We start from the raw sequence: 15,624 nt of genomic DNA, 5'->3' as shown, positions 1-15,624 counted from the left end.
GAATATCGACTTAATTAAACTGCGGTAAATAGGCCTGGTTAAGGCTCAACACTTCGTCCAGCAAGGGTTGTGCGATGCCGACACCGCCAATCAGCGGGTTCACCACCAGCGCCAACAGCGCACTCTGACGATCGCCATGCACCGCCGCCTCTATGGTCAGCCGTTCAAAATCTTTAACCTGCTGGGTCAAGCCGTTCATGGCCAGTGGCAACGGGCCGAAACTCAGCGGGTGAGCGCCTTGCGCATCGATCACACAGTTGGTTTCAATCACCGCATCATCCGGCAGGCCCTGAATGGCGCCGTTATTACGGGTATTCACCACCAGCACCTTGCCGCTGTTATTGTGAATGGCGCGGATCAATTCGACCGCCACCTCAGAATAGAAGGCACCGCCACGAAAGCTCAGTTGCTCCGGTTTTTTATCCAGTGTCGGGTCGGCATACAAGACAAACAGCTCCGCCTCAACCTTCATTACCTGTTCGGCGCGAGTGCCCTGAGCCGCGGCCGCTTCCATCTCTTCTTCCAGCATGCCGGCGGTTTGATAAAAATAGCGGTGATACGGACAAGGGATCGCTCCCAGCGCCTGCAAAAATGCCGGTGGCCAAGGCAGGTCTTTGATGTTGTTCATTGACAGCGTTTCGCCATTGCTCAGCATCTCCAGCACTTTGGCGGTCACATCCTTGCCGCTTTGTGTGACCTGATGCACCCACACCATATGGTTCAGCCCAGCGAAACGCAGATCCACCTGATCGTGCGGTGCTTTCAACATATCGGCGATCATGTGGTGCATGGTAATCGGCACGTTGCACAGACCAATAATCTTCGCCTTGCTGTAACGTGAGACCGCTTCGGTGACGATCCCGGCCGGATTGGTGAAGTTGATAATCCAGGCATCCGGCGCCACAGCTTCTACCATGCGCGCCACTTCCAGCATGACCGGAATGGTACGCAGTGCCTTGGCGAAGCCGCCAATACCGGTGGTTTCCTGCCCCAGCCGCTGGTATTTCAGCCCCAGACGCTCATCGGCAGCACGGGCGGCCAGTTGCCCCACCCGCAGTTGGGTCAGTACAAAACTGGCGCCGCGAATGGCCGGCTCCAGTGTGAAATGCACCGAAACCACTACCTGCTCCAGCCCGTTGCGCTTGAGCATTCTTTTGGTCAATTCGGCAATGATGCCCACTTTCTCACGGCCGGATTCCACGTCGACCAGTGCCAGCTCGGTTAACGGAACATCCTGATAATGCGCGATCAATCCTTCGACCAGCTCCGGCGTGTAGCTGCTGCCCCCGCCGATTACGGTGATTTTAGTCATTGCCTGTCCCCTGGGGTAAACGACGATAAAGTTCGATCATGTCGGTGGCCAGATCCTGGATCAGCATCGCATTCATCAAATGATCCTGCGCGTGCACCAGAATTAGACTGACCGGTACCTTTCCACAGCCTTCATCCATACCAATCAGCTCCATCTGCATGCCATGTGCCCGGCCGATAGCGGCCTTCGCCTCTTCCAGCCTGTCGCCAGCGGCCTCAAATTCACCGCGACGCGCTAATTGCAATGCAGAAAGCAGCGAACTTCGCGCACTGCCGGCATGAACCAGCAATTCCATCACGCTAGTTTCCAAATCCATCATTCCCTCCCCCGCCTGATGACAGGCACGGTGATCCCACTGCGGGTCAGTGATATAACCCGCAATAAATCAATAAATAAACGAATGTGAGAAGCCTGGTTCCCGAAGGATTTTCAGGCCAGCAGGCCGAGCGCCTTGTCCAGTACCTTGTCGCCGCGCATGGTGCCGTAATCCATCATGTCGATAACCGCCACGGTTTTGCCCAAGGGCGCCGCCAGTTCAGCAAGCCGCGCATGTTCATATTTAACCTGCGGCCCCAACAGGACGATATCCGCCCGGCCGACGATACGTTCAAAATCCGCTACCGGTACAGCTTCAATCTCGATATCCAGCGCCCGTTTTTGGGCTTCGATTTTCATTTTTTGTACCAGCATGCTGGTAGACATTCCTGCGGCGCAGCATAAGACGATTGTTTGCATTTTTCAGTGTCCCGGTTGTTAGCCACCACGGCTGTTCAAATATAAAACAGCTATGTAACACGCTTGTAAATACCTTAGATCCATACGATTTGATTATGATTTTTATTTAATTGTTTAAAAACATACCATTATAGAAAAATCGTCATGAAAATTTTTTTCAACACTGTGATCAGCGATCGAGTTATGCCCGACGAAAAATTTCAATTTAGAGTTTTATCGTTTAAAAACAGCAGGATAAATAACCAGCAAATAAACATTGAGAGCAGCGTCGTGTTTTCCCACTGGGTATATTGAAAATTATTTTCATTGGCTTATTCTACGGGTTATCGCTTTATGCCGTGCGAAAAACAGGCTAGCTTGAAGCACAGGTGCCGGTTGGCATAACAGAAGGGACACTGCAGTCATGGATCTCGTTTACCACATTCAGTTTCGCCAGAGTCCGTTCAGCCGCCAGGAGGCGAAAATTGCCCGGACCATCCTGGACAACCTCAGCTTCACTTCAACGGCGACCATTGAACAGCTGGCGGAGCGAGCGGGCGTCAGTACCGAGATCGTCGCTCATTTTGCTAAAACCCTGGGCTGCCAGGATCTTAACGACTTTATCTCGCTGATGCGTACCCAACCTGTGCCGGCAAACCAGCCGGCAGCAGTAGCACAACCCGTGCTGGGCGGCATGGATATCGCCTTCGCCTCAGCCGCCGGTATTGGCAAACTGCCCGGCGTCAGCCCCACGACTTTAAGTCGCTTTGCCAAATCCATCGGCTGTGAAGATATCGGCGACATCGTCTATCAGATCCGCGCGCGGCAAAACCAATTCAGTCAGCAGGAAGCCAAGGTCGCACAAACCATTCTGGACGATATCGCCTTCGCCTCTTCCGCCACTATAGAGCTGCTGGCCAGTCAGGCTGGGGTCAGTCCGGCGACTATCACCCGCTTCGCCAAAACCATCGGTTGTGATGATATTCGCGATCTGCGTATGAAGCTGGCGCAGGCCAGCGTCAGTGGCTCACGCTATTTGAGCATCCAATCCACGCCCAATGGGCCTCCGCGTTTGTGGCTGCAACGCGTCAACGACGTGGAGACTACGCTGCATCAACAGCTGCAACAGGTAGAGCATTCGGCGTTAATCGACGCCAGCCAACAGGTGAGCCAGTCCAAAAGTGTGCATATTTTTGGCGTAAACAGCATGGCGCTGTACGTCAACGAGCTGCAACAACGCCTGGTGGGTTTGGGCTACCCTGCCTTTGCCTGCCAGGATGCGGCACTGATGCGCATGACCGCCTCTACTCTGAGCACACAGCAGTGCGTGATATTGCTGTCGATGAGTGGGGAAAATACCGATTTGCTCAATGCCGCCAGGCTGGCCGGCGCCACGGGGGCTTATCGCATCGCCCTGACCCCGGCAGGTAGCACGCTGGCGACGCTGGCAGATAAGGTATTGACGCTCAGTGGCGGCAGCGCTGCTCGCTACGGGCTGATGCTGACCCTGGACCTGCTGCTGGCACAGCTGCTGCCCGAGAGTTTGGGCGCACAAACAGAAGATTAAATCCGCACTGCCGCACCGTTCAGGTTTCCTCAGGATCTGCCCGTCAGGCCAGGGCAACGACCTGAGGATTTTCCTAATTAGCCATCCAGATTGCCGCTGCCTATTGATAGGAATATTCTTACTACGCTATCGTTAACCTTCCACCTGGATATCACCCTAAGTGGAATTTGCACGATTTTATTTTTTATATGGCTTCTCTGCCAGCTTCGGCTGGCGCTTTAAATTTCATCAGCGGTAAAATTCCATGATCGATTACACCCTTTACGGTCTCAACGATAAAGATATCGAGACGTACCGTGAACAAATCTACAACTTGCTCGGTAAGGGCATTATTCAGGTGCTCTCCGCCAATCAACCCATCAGCAAGCAAAACATTCTCGCTTATCTGATCAAAGAGATCGAAAGACAACCCGATGACTACGGCCAAAAGCTGCACCGAGCGGCAATCGAAGTCATTGGCGTCACTGGCCGCTAAGGAACGGCATATGCAGTACCATCATCTCCATCACCGCCACAGATAAGCACAACCCCGGCTCAACGGCCGGGTAGTTTCGCCAGGCCAGAATGATGATTGTCGTTTGGCCGTCAGGGAATGATTTGGCGTTTGAATAGGGTAAAGGGATATCAGGAGGGTATGGCGAAGGGAGGGTCAGAAACAAAAAAACCGCCTCACGGCGGCTACGACATTACTACTTATTACTTTGTTATTCTTGAATTTATTTTCCTGGTACCCGGGGCGGGACTTGAACCCGCACAGCCATAAGCCGAGGGATTTTAAATCCCTTGTGTCTACCGATTTCACCACCCGGGCTCGGGAAAATTGGAGGCGCGTTCCGGAGTCGAACCGGACTAGACGGATTTGCAATCCGCTACATAACCGCTTTGTTAACGCGCCTAAATTCTATTTGCCTTTTACAGGCTAAAGCTCGTAAAACACCAGCTTTATTAAATTTGGAGCGGGAAACGAGACTCGAACTCGCGACCCCGACCTTGGCAAGGTCGTGCTCTACCAACTGAGCTATTCCCGCATTAATCAGAACTTACTGATTCTTTTGCTATCTTTCGGCAAATCACTGCTGCCGTCTGATGCGATGCATTCTACTTACCTGACGTAATGAGTCAATAAAATTGTTGGCTCATTACGTTTGTTTGACGATTTTTGCAGCGCTTTGATCAGGGTTCCAGCAAATCTTTGCGGGCAGCGTTCAAATATTGGAACATTGACCAGAAAGTCAGCACCGCCGCGATGTACAACAAACCAAAGGACACATACTCAACGGTCCGGTCCGGGCGCCACAGCAACCCGACCAGCGACATCATTTGCGCCATGGTTTTCACTTTACCAATCCAGGACACCGCCACGCTGCTGCGCTTACCGATCTCCGCCATCCACTCACGCAGTGACGAGATGATAATTTCACGGGCAATCATGGTCGCCGCAGGCAGGGTAATCCACCAGACATGGTAGTGTTCTGCCACCAGTACCAGCGCCACAGCCACCATCACCTTGTCCGCCACCGGGTCGAGGAACGCCCCAAAACGGGTAGTTTGCTTCCAGCGACGGGCGAGGAAACCATCAAACCAGTCGGTTATGGCAGCAAACACAAATATGACGGCGCAAACCATCGGAGCCCAGGTGAACGGCAGATAAAATGCCAGAACAAAGAATGGGATCAGAACTACGCGAAACAGAGTAAGCCAAGTCGGTATATTCAATTGCATAATGCTACGGTAACTATCTGGCTGGAGTGGGAATTAAGAGTATGTTGCTACATTGCCCTCAGTGTTTCAATGCATTGTAGATCTTTTCTGCCAATGCTTGTGAAATACCCGGCACTTTTGCAATTTCCTCAACGCTGGCGTTCAATAATGGTTGAAGTCCGCCCATATACTTCAACAGCACCTGTCGCCGTTTTGGTCCAACGCCGTCGATCAGTTCCAACGCGCTGGTATTTCTTACTTTTGCCCTTCTCTGACGGTGCCCGGTGATCGCGTGGTTATGCGAATCATCGCGGATGTGCTGGATCAGATGCAGCGCCGGTGAATCCGACGGCAGGGCAATGCCCTCACCTTCCGGCACAAAGAACAACGTCTCCAACCCGGCTTTGCGGTCAGCGCCTTTGGCGATGCCAATCAGCAAGGGTTTGTTTTTATCCCAGCTCACGTTCAGCGAATTAAACACATCAATCGCCATACCTAGCTGCCCTTTACCGCCATCAATAAAGATAACGTCGGGGATTTTTTTCTCTTCCAGAGCCTTACCATAGCGGCGTTTCAACACTTGCGCCATCGCCGCATAGTCATCCCCCGGTGTAATACCGGTGATATTATAGCGCCGATACTCAGAACGCAGCGGCCCATTCGCGTCAAACACCACGCAAGAAGCGACGGTTTGCTCACCCATGGTATGGCTGATGTCGAAGCACTCCATGCGGTTAATCTCGGAAAGATTCAGTACCTTCGTCAATTCTGCCAATCGCTGATGAATGGTCGACTGCTGAGAAAGCTTGGTGGTCAAGGCAGTCGCTGCATTGGTACGCGCCAGTTTGAGGTAGCGTGCGCGATCCCCTCGCGGTTTGCTCTGGATCTGGATTTTACGACCGGCCAGTTCAGAGAGCGACTCGGCCAACAGGTCTTTCTCCGGCAAGGTGAAATCCAACAGGATTTCTGCCGGCAAGGTACGCATCTGGCTGCCCTGTAGATAGAACTGACCGACAAATGTCTGTACCACTTCGCTCATTTCGGTGCCGCCCGGCACTTTGGGGAAGTAACTGCGGCTGCCCAACACTTTACCCTGGCGAATAAACAATACGTGCAGGCAGGCCATACCAGACTCGAATGCCACACCGATCACATCCAGATCGTCGCTGTTACCGGACACGAACTGACGCTCCGTCACTCTGCGTACTGCCTGGATCTGATCGCGTATCCGCGCGGCCTCTTCAAAGTTCAATATCTTGCTGGCGTTTTCCATCCGTTCAATCAACTGATGCAGCACCTGTTGATCCTTGCCGGACAGAAACAGGCGCACATAATCCACCTGCTGGCGATACTCATCTTCACTCACCAACCCGGCGACACAGGGCCCCAGGCAACGACCGATCTGGTATTGCAAACAGGGGCGCGAGCGGTTGCGATACACGCTGTTCTCACACTGACGTATCGGGAACAGTTTCTGCAGCAGCGCCAGCGTCTCACGCACGGCATAGGAATTGGGGAATGGGCCGAAATACTCCCCCTTGGCGTGTTTGGCACCACGATGTACGGCCAGCCGTGGGTGGCTGTCCGCACTGAGGAAAATCAGCGGATAAGATTTATCGTCTCGCAAAAGAACATTGTATCGCGGCTGGTATAACTTTATGTAGTTATGTTCCAGTAATAGCGCCTCTGTTTCGGTATGCGTAACAGTTACGTCTATTTGAGCGATATTTTTAACCAGCGTCTCAGTTTTACGGCTACCCACCTGCTGGCGGAAGTAACTGGCGAGGCGTTTTTTCAGATCTTTGGCTTTACCGACGTAGATAACCGTGCCAGTAGCGTCGTACATTCTGTAGACGCCAGGCTGGCTGGTTACGGTACTTAGAAATGCTTTGGCATCAAAACGGTCACTCACTGCTTAACAACGTCTCCGCATTGAACAATCCGTGTCGGATAGCCAGGTGGGTCAATTCAACATCACCGCTGATATTCAGCTTGCTGAACATACGGTAGCGATAACTGTTCACCGTTTTAGGGCTGAGACTCAGTTGTTCCGAGATCTCGTTAACCTTTTTACCTTTGGTGATCATCAGCATAATCTGCAGCTCGCGCTCAGAAAGGCAGCTAAACGGCGTTTCCGTCTGCGGCTCCAACTGACTCAACGCCATTTGCTGGGCAATATCGGACGCGATATAGCGCTGTCCGGCCTGTACCGCACGAATGGCATTGACCACATCCTGTGGTGCAGCGCCCTTACTCAGGTAGCCCGCGGCCCCAGCCTGCATCACTTTGGCAGGCAATGGGTTCTCGGTATGAATAGTCAGCATGATAACTTTCACGTCGGGCGCATAACGCACAATCTTGCGCGTGGCTTCCAGCCCGCCAATACCCGGCATGTTCATATCCATAAGAACGATATCTACAGCATTGCCACGGCACCATTTCACGGCGTCTTCACCGCACTGGGCCTCCCCGACAACTTTTATACCTTTGATATCTTCAAGAATGCGTCGTATCCCTGCGCGCACCAGTTCGTGGTCATCAACAAGAAGAACGCTAATCAAGGAAAAATCTCCAAAAAGAAGGGAGTAACGCAATCAGCCTCTGTTATAGCCTGAGATATTACTTGTTTTTCAGACAAGAATGAACACAGATTAATACTTACTCCCGATTAACTTTGCGGAATGGGCCTGATTTTTGAATTTTAGCCGCCCAATGCAGCCCGATAAAACCATGGATTGCAGAGGAAAAGCCGACGATGGAAATATTACCATGTGCAGTCCTGACCTTATGATAGTGCGTCTACCCTAAACCGCAGGTAAAATCAGTGTAAGCAATCGCAACACAAATAATAGTAATGCCACTCAATGTGATTGTAATCCATTGAAACAAAACAATATGGTAACTTTGCCTTTATCTCACAGGGCTAAAACCATTGCAAAAGAAATTATTCACCCCGCGTCCGGGCAACGTCAGGCAAGAGGCTAATGTTGATCATTTAAATAATCGGAACAAGTAAACAATAAACAGGCGGACAAATACTTATTAACACAGAAAAAATAACCTGGCGGTATTGTTTGGCAAGCTGATTAATTAATCAATAGTGAGTATGCACTATAATGTGAAATCGGTTAAATCCCGGATAGATACCAGGTTAACCACCACGGCCCCGATCCAGCGCTATCAGTGCAGATGGATACCTGCATGCTATGCTATACTCCGCGCCCAGTTAAATACGCATCTGCAGGTCCGAGTGAATGACATCGGTGTGGGTGCGCATAAAAATGTACATTGCTTCAGGCTTCGGCCTCAAAAATCAGGAGAGAAAATGAGCAACGTTGATTTCACTACGTCTGCAAACCCGGAAACGCTGGCGACAGAAGTTGCCTGCCTTAAAGCCACACTGACGCTGATCCTGAAATCGATCGGTCAGGCCGATGCCGGGAAAGTCATTATCAACATGGAACGCTTTATCGCACAGATTGAAGATCCGGCCCAGGCCGAAATCTTTAAAAACAGCATCCAACAGATTAAGCACGCTTACCGTCAATAATCTGTCGCCCTTCCGGCCTGCCGTCATTGCGGGCCCGTTTCCTCTGCGGGGATGGTGGCAAGGGCGTTGATTGCGCCCCGCCTGAATTACGGCTTACCGGCCTGCAACACAAAGCCGCGCTGCATATCACCCGCAATGCGGAAATAGCGACTCTCACCGGCGCGCAGCGTCATTGGCAAGCGCCCGCTGGTATCACGCCAGATGCACAGGCTATTTTCGATCATATCCTGCCCAATGCTAATTTCATTATTGCCTACCGGCACCCGGAACTCGGCCTTTTCTTTGGATGCCAGCGATGCGGCAAATTCTCCGTTGATATAAACCCCGGTCCGGCAACTTCCTGCCAGCATCCCACTGTCGCGCACTACCACTACCGTGGCAAAAGGCGTTTGCGGGACATTCTGATACAGCATCAACCGGCTGGGAGGCGGTGATTCAGCCTGCTGTAAGGGAACCGCCTGAGTGGCACAACCAGACAACAGCACGGTGGTAACGAATAACGCGGCGTAATGCTTCATCCTGAACTCCTGAAATAAACCCATCCTCATACTAGCAAGAGAACTGCCACTGACTGTAGCGTCGGGACATCATCAATGAAAAATTAGGATAACTTCCAGTGAGCTGGAGAAATTCTGGGAGGTAACAATACCTCGGTGCCGACCGCCTTGCCTGTCAGGCAAGGCAACCGACCACCATAAGAAGATTCTGTGGTTAGCGTATTGAAATGAGTAAGATTTTTATGATTTCTTAAAGCTTAACCATGCGTTTTTTGATGTCATCACGAAATACACTGCCCACATAGTTAAAGCCATCCTCAGTCACATAGACCCGCGAGTAGCCGTTTTCTGACAGCGTCGTCACCATATAACCGGCGTTAATCATCTCCGTAGAAGGTGCATTCATAAGGGTAAGAAAACCGCGTCCTCGGCACCATTGATAAAAGCGAGTGCGGCCATAGCCAAATGAATCACCGACATCAGAAAGGTTTCTCAACCTGTCACAATCATCTGATAATGAAGGTAAATCACCACTGTCTTTAGGTATCTCTGATTTATTCGCCAAAATAAAACTCCCTTTAATTTCTTCATCATCATGATGAATCACTCATCCTTGCTGAATCTAAAAAATTTGTACATAAATTGCAATCGTATTACCGGCGAATTCAATAATGGCTTTAATTGTGATTATTTTGAAAAAGCAATATAAACATCCCAACTTTAATTCCCCACTGAATAAATATCCTTTTGCAGCCAATAATAAGAAAAAATCCTTAGGTAAATATCTTAAGGAATAAGTCGGATATATCATCAGAAAAAACTTAGCACGAATATGATAACAAATAAGTATTATTTCACTTCCAGATACTCATCCTTGCTACCCGTCACCTCAACCTTTTCTAAACAATAACTATTATCATTTCCAATTTTTGCCTCAGTTTATTACACTCACGCCCCACCTCGCCTAGGAAGATTCTTAGCGAGTGCTTTTAGGATGAAATGAAGAGTTAGGGATATCATGAAGACGTATAGATTTTTGATTTTATTACCATTAGTTACATTGGCGGCCTGCACTCAATGGGAGAGAGCCGGTGCCGGGAACGCCACACGCGAGGCGGAATATGCGGAGTGCAAGGGACGAGGCTACGAACGTTTCCCCCCCGATGTGGTGAGAGATTTCGAGTTTAGCTACGAAAACCAATACCATAGCTGTGAGAAAGACAAGAAAGACTGCCCGAAAGGCTACCGTTACGATAAACAACCTTCGTTTAAAACGGTGCAAAATGATCGCAATGAAGGTGCCCGTTCGGCGACCATCGAAGCCTGTATGTATGGCAAAGGCTGGCATGAGAAAACCTATTACTGGCCACAGTAACAGGAGCAACAACGGACTTGGTGTCTGGGCCCGTTAGCACAACTTGCCGCCGGAGATGACTCATCATCACCGTGCGGCGTGCCTGAGTGCAGTTAGTTGGCTTATCCGTCAGTCTCGCTGCGCCCCAAACGGGCCAGAGTGGCGACCCTGACTGGCGTCAGCGGGACCCTCGGAGCCGGCAGTGGCCAGTCGAGTAAATGGCGTGCCGCTGTCGCACAGATTTTGCCCTGGCAAGCGCCCATACCGCAGCGGCTGCTCAACTTGGCCGCTGTCCAATCTGCAAATTCACTGCACTGATGCAAAGACACATCCTCACAACGACACAAGAGCGTTTCCGGTGTCGCCAGCGTTTTCAGCACTGGATTGAGCGCAAAGGTTCGCGCCACCGCACCGGCAAATCGCCGCCACTTATCGCATTGCGCCATCAAGGCTTGTGCCTGCGCCAGGTTGCCGGTTGCGGCATAGCCGGCAATCGCCCCCTCCGTCAACGCCAACTCGCTGCCGCCGATCCCAGTACATTCACCGGCTGCATAAATCTGTGGCTGACTGGTTTGCTGGTAAAGATCCACGGCAACCGCGTCATTTTGGATACGGCACCCCAACAACATCGCCAGTTCGATATTCGCCACCAACCCAAAACCGCAGGCCAGACGATCGCAATCTAGCGTGACCTCACGAGCCCCTTTTTGGATATGAATCGCCGTCAGTCGCTGTTCGCCCAACGCTTCCAGCACGTAGCTGTCAGGACGATAATGCCGGTTGAACAGGCTAAAGGACTGACGCAGTTTCACCGGCCAGCGCCACAAACCACCGGCAAAGGCCGCCAACCGAGCGACAGGGGCCTGTTCCGCCAACATCACCACTTCGCCACCAGCTTTCACTACGCTGGCAGCCACGGCCAACAACAGTGGCCCACTACCGGCAATGACGACCCGCTCCCCTTTGATAGACAACCCTTGCTTAATCTGCGCCTGCAATCCACCGGCCCCGGTCACCCCTGGCAGTGTCCAGCCGGGAAATGGCAGCAGAAGTTCCCGGGCACCACAGCACAGGATCAACGCTTGATAATCCACCGTCCCGCTGCCCGCCGCATCTTCATAGAGAATTTTCTGCGGCCCGCACTGGGCGACAATCTTCACGCCGTTAAGCAGCGTCACATTATCCAGCCCCCCGACAACCTGCCGATATTGCAGAGCCAGTGCCGGCAATGCCACGTTCGGCCCGTCACGCCAGATCTGCCCACCGGGGCGCAGGTTATCGTCGAGCACCAACACCGACTGACCACTCTCTGCCGCAGCACCGGCTGCCGCCAACCCTGCCGGGCCGGCTCCGATAATCAGCACATCGCACGCGAGATCACTCATTTTCTGTCCTCTCAATACGCATGCCAGGCTGGCACAACGTCTGGCACGCCAAACGCCGCACACCATTCACCGTGACGCGGCATTCCTGGCAGATGCCCATGCCGCAAAACGGCGCGCGGGGTTGCCCATTGACCGAGATGCGGCAGCTATCCCGCCCGCTCAGACTGAGCGCCGCGGCCACGCTGGAACCCTCAGGTACGCAGAGGCTTTCACCGTCAAGGGTCAATGTCAGTAAATTCTGTTTTTGGCTCATACCGGCAAGGCCTCCTTACGGAACATTCGTGCCGCCAGATAAGGGGTATCGTCAATCGCCGGTCGATGGTTATGGATCTGCGCCGTAATCAGCGCAGCACTGCCCAGCGCGGTGGTGACGCCCAGGCCTTCATGCCCCAAGGCCAGCCACAGCCAGCGATGTTGTGGATGCGGCCCGAGTAACGGCAAACCGTCTGCAGACGCGGCGCGCTGGCCGGTCCAGCAGCGGATAATGTTCATCTGCGCCAATGTGGGCAAAAAAGTGGTAGCCCGTGCCAGCATGGCGGCCAGTAACGGCATATCGATGCTGCTGTCGGGGGCATCAAACTGGCGGGAAGAGCCGATCAACAGTTGGCCTGTTGGCCTGGCCTGAACGTTAAATGCCACCGAGGTACCGTCGCTGGCGTGAGCACTGGCACCATACCCCAGCTCGACCAACTGGTGACGTACCCGTTGCGGATAGCGATCGGTGATCGCCAGATGCCCTTTCTTGGCGCGTAGCAAGGGTTGTTCCAGTAACTTGTCAGCCTGTAACCCACAGGCCACCACCACCACCGGTGCCGTCAACCGTTCGCCTCCCGTCAGCGCCACCGCCTGCTGTTCCAACGCGGTAACATCACCCACAACCACCCTGACCGCCGGTCCGGCGTCGGCCACTAACCAGCAGGCGACATTGGGCGCATAAACAATGCCGTCGCCTGGTACACGCAAGCCACCGGCCAGTCCGGGCCGCAGCATGGGTTCATGAGCAGCAACCTGCGCGGCGCTCAGTGCTTCGCTCGCCACACCGTATTCCGCCATGCGTTGCAGTTTACCTTCGGCAATCGCCATTTCATCGTCCCGCTCCGCCAACCACAGCGTACCGCAGCCGCGCCAGGCACAGTTTTCCGGCATGCGATCCACCAGGTTGCGCCACAGTTGCAATGAATAGGCGCTTAAAGCCAACTCGGCGGGATTATCGTCCATGCAAACCAGGTGCCCCATACCCGCCGCCGTCGCCCCGGCACGCTGGTTGTCCACCAGCAGCACTTGTAACCCTTGCTGCGCCAACTGCCAGGCGCAGGCGGCACCGATGATACCGGCGCCCACCACTATCGCATCTGCCCGCCTGTCGGCAACCATCAGCGGATCCCCCAAACGAAGGGATCGCGCTCGTCCAGCAGCAGTTGGCTGTCGGCACACACGTAGGCCTGACCGCGAATAAAGGGGGTCACGCGATCGCCACTGCGTTGGTAATAGCCGCTGAACTGGCTGCCAATCACGCTCGCCTGGTGCCAGATCTCACCCGGCTGCAATTTGCCGTCGGCCGCCAGACAGGCCAGTTTGGCGCTGGTGCCGGTACCGCAAGGCGAGCGATCATAAGCTTTGCCAGGACACAGCACGAAGTTGCGACTGTCGGCCTGCGCGTCATCAGAAAAGAGTTCGATATGATCGATAACACCGCCGTCTTCCCCATAAATCCCTGCGCTCTCGATCGCCTGACGCACCGCCCAGCTAAAGGCGGTGAGCGCCTCCAGATTTTGCGTATTGATCGCCAGATGATGCTCACCGATCAGGAAAAACCAGTTACCGCCCCAGGCGATATCCCCCACCACCAGCCCATAGCCGCTGACCTCAACCCTGACCTGTTGGCGATACCGATAGGCCGGGACGTTTTCCACCGTCACGCTGCCGTCCTGGTGCAAGGTGGCGTTCACCGTACCCACCGGGGTTTCTATCAGGTGCTCACCGACGCCAATTCGCCCCATGTAGGCCAGTGAGGCCACCAGACCTATGGTGCCATGACCGCACATCCCCAAATAACCGCTGTTGTTGAAGAAAATCACCCCGGCGGCGGCCTGCGGTGAGCAGGGCTGACACAGCAAGGCCCCCACCAGCACGTCGTTGCCGCGAGGTTCCAGAATGATCGCGCTACGCCAGTCGTCATACTGCTGTGCAAACAGCGCCTTGCGCTCAGCCATGCTGCCGGTGCCCAAATCGGGGAATCCTTCGACAATCAGTCGGGTGGGTTCCCCGGCGGTATGGGAATCGATCGCCCGCAGCGCGGTGAAATGCGAAGAAAGTGCCATCGGAGTCTCCTGGGTTAATGAAATGTTACCGATGGGGCTAGACTGACCGAATATGCTGACGGCGGCTTGATGGATTTCGGCGTGGCAAATGCAGAAATCGGCACAATCCTCCAGGCGGGATGGTGCCGGGCCGGTACACCCCAGGGAACAAAAGTATGCGGTCATCCGCATAATTGGCAGCTAAGCTTGAAAAGTTATAAGAAAGTTAATATTGATTAAGCGCGCCAAAAACGGCCTGTCCGGCCGCCTCAGACTCTGAGTCACCCAGCGGGAAAAGGTAATGCTATGCGTTTAGCCCAGGATCATCAGGTTGTTACGGCTCCTCTCCCCCTTATCGAGGAACCGGAAGAGGACATTTTTGCCGTAGAACAACTGTCCCGCTGGTGTGATGGACTGGCGCAACAACGTCCGAACACCCTGCACGATCTGCTAAATTCACTGGCTTTGATTGCACCGCTGCTCAACGCCATTCCCAACGTGGTGTTCTTCATCAAAGACCTGCAAGCGCGTTACCTGCTGGCCAACCTGACGCTGGCCAAACGTTGCGGCTTTAAAACCGTCACCCCGCTGCTGGGGAAAACCTCGGCGGACGTGTTTCCGACCCAATTAGGGTCAGGTTATACCGAGCAGGATCTGCGCGTGCTGCGCAACGGCGTGCTGATCCAGGACCAACTGGAGATGCACCTGTACAGTGGGCGCGAGACCGGCTGGTGCCTGACGCAAAAACTGGCGTTGTTCGATGCGCAGGGCAAAATCATCGGCATGGCGGGCATCTCGCACGATCTGCAGGAGGCCAAAGCCAACCACCCTGCCTATCAGCGGCTGGCGGCGATCGACGTCTATATTCGTCAACATTACGCCCGACCGATTGCCCTTGAGGAATTAACCGCACTCACTGCCCTTTCCGTGGCGCAGATCGAACGTTACTGCAAACGTATTTTTCACCTCACGCCACGCCAGATGATCCACAAGGTTCGGCTGGAAAAAGCCACCGAACTGTTGGCAGGCGACTTGCCGATTACCGACATTGCCCTGCAGTGCGGCTACACCGATCACAGCGCATTCAGCCGCCAATTCAAAGCCATGACCGGGTCTACACCGCGCGACTTCCGCACCACCCTATCACCTTAACCCTATGATTTAATTTATTAACAAACTTCACTTCGGCGCTTTTAAGGTCAGGCTTTTCGCCGCCTGATGCGTGGTGCCACTGTGCCAATTTC

The 15,624-nt window shown here is 53.4% G+C and carries 17 protein-coding genes and 3 tRNA genes; 5 read left to right on the top strand and 15 right to left on the bottom strand.

All coding sequences use genetic code 11. The features are described 5' to 3' along the window. Positions 1-10 precede the first annotated feature (10 nt). From QOT07_RS09410 to QOT07_RS09400, 3 genes are all read right to left on the bottom strand, one after another. Positions 11-1,312, bottom strand: coding sequence for a 6-phospho-beta-glucosidase (locus tag QOT07_RS09410; protein WP_283602976.1), 1,302 nt, complete (start codon positions 1,310-1,312; stop codon positions 11-13). Then, positions 1,305-1,631, bottom strand: a complete 327-nt coding sequence (locus QOT07_RS09405) for a PTS lactose/cellobiose transporter subunit IIA (protein ID WP_283602975.1) — start codon at positions 1,629-1,631, stop codon at positions 1,305-1,307. Before QOT07_RS09405 ends, QOT07_RS09410 begins: the two co-directional genes overlap by 8 nt. Before the next feature lie 110 nt (positions 1,632-1,741). Next, positions 1,742-2,047 (bottom strand): PTS sugar transporter subunit IIB, encoded by a 306-nt coding sequence (locus tag QOT07_RS09400; RefSeq protein WP_099061657.1) that lies wholly within the window; start codon positions 2,045-2,047, stop codon positions 1,742-1,744. Positions 2,048-2,450: 403 nt separating this feature from the next. Here QOT07_RS09400 and QOT07_RS09395 point away from each other — a divergent pair, with 403 nt between their 5' ends. Beyond that, the gene (locus QOT07_RS09395) at positions 2,451-3,593 is read left to right on the top strand and encodes a MurR/RpiR family transcriptional regulator (RefSeq protein ID WP_283602974.1); all 1,143 of its coding nucleotides are present in this window, start codon (positions 2,451-2,453) and stop codon (positions 3,591-3,593) included. A gap of 244 nt (positions 3,594-3,837) precedes the next feature. Further along, complete coding sequence (locus tag QOT07_RS09390) at positions 3,838-4,068, top strand: biofilm development regulator YmgB/AriR family protein (protein ID WP_099061659.1); 231 nt, start codon at positions 3,838-3,840, stop codon at positions 4,066-4,068. Between the two features lie 250 nt (positions 4,069-4,318). On the opposite strand, the gene QOT07_RS09385 is transcribed toward QOT07_RS09390, so the two are convergent. The 6 genes from QOT07_RS09385 to uvrY all read right to left on the bottom strand — a co-directional run bounded on the left by QOT07_RS09385 (position 4,319) and on the right by uvrY (position 7,855). After that, a tRNA-Leu gene (locus QOT07_RS09385) sits at positions 4,319-4,404 on the bottom strand. 10 nt (positions 4,405-4,414) lie between these two features. Further along, a tRNA-Cys gene (locus QOT07_RS09380) sits at positions 4,415-4,488 on the bottom strand. Between the two features lie 57 nt (positions 4,489-4,545). Continuing rightward, positions 4,546-4,621 (bottom strand) — tRNA-Gly (locus QOT07_RS09375). Between the two features lie 145 nt (positions 4,622-4,766). Beyond that, complete coding sequence (gene pgsA / locus QOT07_RS09370) at positions 4,767-5,315, bottom strand: CDP-diacylglycerol--glycerol-3-phosphate 3-phosphatidyltransferase (RefSeq protein ID WP_017892379.1); 549 nt, start codon at positions 5,313-5,315, stop codon at positions 4,767-4,769. Positions 5,316-5,373: 58 nt separating this feature from the next. Beyond that, positions 5,374-7,206 (bottom strand): excinuclease ABC subunit UvrC, encoded by a 1,833-nt coding sequence (uvrC, locus tag QOT07_RS09365; RefSeq protein WP_219015849.1) that lies wholly within the window; start codon positions 7,204-7,206, stop codon positions 5,374-5,376. Next, on the bottom strand, positions 7,199-7,855 hold the full coding sequence (gene uvrY, locus QOT07_RS09360; RefSeq protein WP_012006273.1) for a UvrY/SirA/GacA family response regulator transcription factor: 657 nt from the start codon (positions 7,853-7,855) through the stop codon (positions 7,199-7,201). The genes uvrC and uvrY overlap by 8 nt, the downstream gene beginning before the upstream one ends. A gap of 764 nt (positions 7,856-8,619) precedes the next feature. Between uvrY and QOT07_RS09355 the strand changes: the two genes are divergently transcribed. Continuing rightward, positions 8,620-8,844 carry a DUF2594 family protein gene (locus QOT07_RS09355; RefSeq protein WP_006321715.1) on the top strand — a complete coding sequence of 75 codons (225 nt, stop codon included), beginning with the start codon at positions 8,620-8,622 and terminating at the stop codon, positions 8,842-8,844. Between the two features lie 86 nt (positions 8,845-8,930). Here QOT07_RS09355 and QOT07_RS09350 read toward each other — a convergent pair whose 3' ends face one another. Together QOT07_RS09350 and QOT07_RS09345 are read right to left on the bottom strand one after the other, a co-directional pair. After that, complete coding sequence (locus QOT07_RS09350; RefSeq protein ID WP_207977685.1) at positions 8,931-9,362, bottom strand: hypothetical protein; 432 nt, start codon at positions 9,360-9,362, stop codon at positions 8,931-8,933. A gap of 229 nt (positions 9,363-9,591) precedes the next feature. Beyond that, entirely contained in the window at positions 9,592-9,948 is a 357-nt protein-coding gene (locus tag QOT07_RS09345; protein WP_198404385.1) for a hypothetical protein, read from the bottom strand. A 411-nt stretch (positions 9,949-10,359) separates the two neighbouring features. Between QOT07_RS09345 and QOT07_RS09340 the strand changes: the two genes are divergently transcribed. Continuing rightward, the gene (locus QOT07_RS09340) at positions 10,360-10,716 is read left to right on the top strand and encodes a hypothetical protein (RefSeq protein ID WP_283602973.1); all 357 of its coding nucleotides are present in this window, start codon (positions 10,360-10,362) and stop codon (positions 10,714-10,716) included. A gap of 101 nt (positions 10,717-10,817) precedes the next feature. Here QOT07_RS09340 and QOT07_RS09335 read toward each other — a convergent pair whose 3' ends face one another. Genes QOT07_RS09335 through QOT07_RS09320 form a run of 4 tightly spaced genes read right to left on the bottom strand, consistent with a single transcriptional unit; the run spans position 10,818 to position 14,401 of the window. Then, on the bottom strand, positions 10,818-12,080 hold the full coding sequence (locus QOT07_RS09335; protein WP_283602972.1) for an NAD(P)/FAD-dependent oxidoreductase: 1,263 nt from the start codon (positions 12,078-12,080) through the stop codon (positions 10,818-10,820). Continuing rightward, positions 12,073-12,333: a (2Fe-2S)-binding protein gene (locus tag QOT07_RS09330; RefSeq protein WP_099061663.1), complete on the bottom strand. Its 261-nt coding sequence runs from the start codon at positions 12,331-12,333 to the stop codon at positions 12,073-12,075. The genes QOT07_RS09335 and QOT07_RS09330 overlap by 8 nt, the downstream gene beginning before the upstream one ends. Further along, positions 12,330-13,454: an NAD(P)/FAD-dependent oxidoreductase gene (locus QOT07_RS09325; protein WP_283602971.1), complete on the bottom strand. Its 1,125-nt coding sequence runs from the start codon at positions 13,452-13,454 to the stop codon at positions 12,330-12,332. The genes QOT07_RS09330 and QOT07_RS09325 overlap by 4 nt, the downstream gene beginning before the upstream one ends. Next, complete coding sequence (locus tag QOT07_RS09320; RefSeq protein ID WP_099061665.1) at positions 13,454-14,401, bottom strand: 4-hydroxyproline epimerase; 948 nt, start codon at positions 14,399-14,401, stop codon at positions 13,454-13,456. The genes QOT07_RS09325 and QOT07_RS09320 overlap by 1 nt, the downstream gene beginning before the upstream one ends. Positions 14,402-14,686: 285 nt before the next feature. On the opposite strand from QOT07_RS09320, the gene QOT07_RS09315 reads away from it, so the two are divergent. Continuing rightward, entirely contained in the window at positions 14,687-15,532 is an 846-nt protein-coding gene (locus tag QOT07_RS09315) for an AraC family transcriptional regulator (protein WP_099061666.1), read from the top strand. The last annotated feature ends 92 nt before the right edge of the window (positions 15,533-15,624 follow it).

The organism is Serratia proteamaculans (genome assembly GCF_949794035.1).
In the GTDB taxonomy this organism is placed as follows: Bacteria; Pseudomonadota; Gammaproteobacteria; order Enterobacterales; family Enterobacteriaceae; genus Serratia; species Serratia proteamaculans.
Note: the sequence above shows the minus strand (reverse complement) of the source record. Positions and strands in the feature narration are given on the sequence as shown.